This window comes from Nonomuraea terrae (assembly GCF_004348995.1).
In the GTDB taxonomy this organism is placed as follows: Bacteria; Actinomycetota; Actinomycetes; order Streptosporangiales; family Streptosporangiaceae; genus Nonomuraea; species Nonomuraea terrae.
On record NZ_SMKQ01000415.1, the window covers coordinates 1 to 2268 of the forward strand.

At 67.6% G+C, this 2268-nt stretch carries 2 protein-coding genes; both read right to left on the reverse strand.

Annotated elements, in window-relative coordinates; genetic code table 11:
* Positions 1 to 267: 267 nt before the first annotated feature.
* Positions 268 to 1059, reverse strand: coding sequence for a proteasome subunit alpha (prcA, locus tag E1286_RS47010; protein WP_132623884.1), 792 nt, complete (start codon positions 1057 to 1059; stop codon positions 268 to 270).
* 22 nt (positions 1060 to 1081) lie between these two features.
* Positions 1082 to 1930: a proteasome subunit beta gene (prcB, locus tag E1286_RS47015; protein WP_132623882.1), complete on the reverse strand. Its 849-nt coding sequence runs from the start codon at positions 1928 to 1930 to the stop codon at positions 1082 to 1084.
* Between the last annotated feature and the right edge of the window lie 338 nt (positions 1931 to 2268).

Below are 2268 nucleotides of genomic sequence, written 5' to 3' on the forward strand. Positions count from 1 at the left end.
CCACTCAGGAGCCCCGCCCCAACAGCACCACCGTGGGGTTCAACGTGCTGCGCCGCTGTGAACGTCTACAGGCATGGCGGGGATGGCCGTTGGGTGTCCCGCAGCTCACCCCAGCCCTGGAGCCCTGCAGGCGCATTCACCCGTCCGTGCAGCCACCAGCCCTCGGCCACGCACGCCCGTACCCCCACAGGAACGCCCAGAAGTGCGCTGCGGCACAACGGCGGCGGGGGCCGCCACCGGCAGCCCCCGCACGACATCCTCAAGCCCCTACAGAGGCGAAGAGCCGTCGTCCACGTCGCCGTCAGGCCCCGTGGGCGGCGGCGTGGGAGAGTCGCCGGAAGACGAGGACGGGGTCTCAGGCGAGGCCGGCGGGGTGGACGCCTGGGTGAGCAGACGCTCCAGGCGCGCCCCGGTCAGCCGCTGGAACTTGCGGTTCTCCCGGTTGCGGTCGAGAACGGCCACCTCCAGCTGGGTCACCGGCGGCCGCTCCCCACCCGGCTCGGTCAGCGCGCCCAGCGCCACATCAAGGGCGTCCGCCAGCGACATTGACTCGCGGTAGCGCTCCTTCAACCGGCCCACCACGGCCTCGGCCTGGCCGCCCATCGCGGCGAAACCGTGCTCGTCGAAGACCGACCCGTCGAAGGTGAGGCGGTAGATCGCGTCACCGTCCTTCGTGTCGCCCACCTCCGCGACGACGACCTCCACCTCCAGCGACTTGATCGACTCGGTGAAGATGCGGCCCAGGTTGGAGGCGTAAAGATTGGCCAGGCCGCGCCCGGTGACGTCGGAGCGGTCGTAGGTGTAGCCGTTGATGTCGGCGTAGCGGATGCCGCCGAGCCTCAGCTCCTCGAACTCGTTGTAGCGCCCCACCGCCGCGAACCCGATGCGATCGTAGATCTCGCTGATCTTGTGCAGCGCCCGTGACGGGTTCGGCGCGACGAACAGGATGCCGTCGATGTACTGCAACACGACGACGGACCGGCCCCGCGCGATGCCCTTGCGCGCGTAGTCGGCCTTGTCCCGCATGATCTGCTCAGGGGACGCATATCCGAAAGGCATGGACACGTGTGGTGGTCCTTTCTTAACGCAGCGGGGCGATAGGGCCGTCGGGCGAGATCAGGCGCGCATCGAGCATCTGCTGAACGTAACCGGCGACCTGGTCGTCGGACAGGCGGCGGAAGCCGTCCGCGTCGATCACCCCCACGATGGGCCAGATCTTCCTGGTGACGTCGGGCCCACCGGTGGCAGAGTCGTCGTCGGCCGCGTCGTAGAGCGCCTGGATCACCGTCATCGCCATGTCGTCGCTCGACGCGCCCTCGCGGTAGAGCTTCTTCATCGCCCCGCGAGCGAAGATCGAGCCGGACCCGATCGCGTCGAACCGCTCCCGCTCGTACGGCCCGCCCGCCACGTCGTAGCTGAAGATACGACCCTCGTCCTTGTCAGGGTCGTAGGCGGCGAACAGCGGCACCACCACCAGCCCCTGCATCGCCATGGCGAGATTGCTCCTGATCATGGTCGCCAGCCGGTTGGCCTTACCGGCCACCGACATCGTGCGACCCTCGAGCTTCTCGTAGTGCTCCAGCTCGACGCGGAACAGCCGGGCGAATTCGATGCCGGTGCTGGCCGTGCCCGCGATGCCCATGCACGAGTAGTCGTCGGCGCGGAACACCTTCTCCACGTCACGCTGCGAGATGATGTTGCCCGACGTCGCCCGCCGGTCGCCGGCCATCACCACGCCGCCGGCGAAGGTGGCGGCCACGATCGTGGTCGCGTGCGGCACCTGGTCGCCGATCGGCGTGGCCAGCACCTCGTCCCGCTGCGGCAGCAACTGAGGAGCATATGAGCTGAGAAACTCCGAGAACGAGGAAGTTCCGGTGTTGCTGAAAAGCTGATTCACCAAGCCGACGGGCAGATCCCTGTGCGATGCCACGCGACTCCCTCCAAACGTCAGTGTTCCTAGGGCGACCCTACTCATGTTGGGTTGCTGTCTGCACTTCCCACGATCAGCTCACGGCGAACCCACCACTACCACTCCGCCCCAAAGCCCCGCTAGGCGTTCCGCGCTCGAACCGTCTCCCCACGGCCGCCACCACCCAGGCGATCGTCAGCATGTCCACACACACCGAACAGGACCTCCCCCTCGGCCACGCACACCGCCAACGCGACGACACCCATCTGACCAGCGGCCATACTGAGCACATGTCCACCAGGGACTGGATCCTGCACGTCGACCTCGACCAGTTCATCGCCGCCGTCGAACTCCTGCAC

Bases quoted from the DNA above. Each gene is read 5' to 3' on its own strand.
- prcA (WP_132623884.1), bottom strand. From the start codon at position 1,059: ATGCCTTTCGGATATGCGTCCCCTGAGCAGATCATGCGGGACAAGGCC.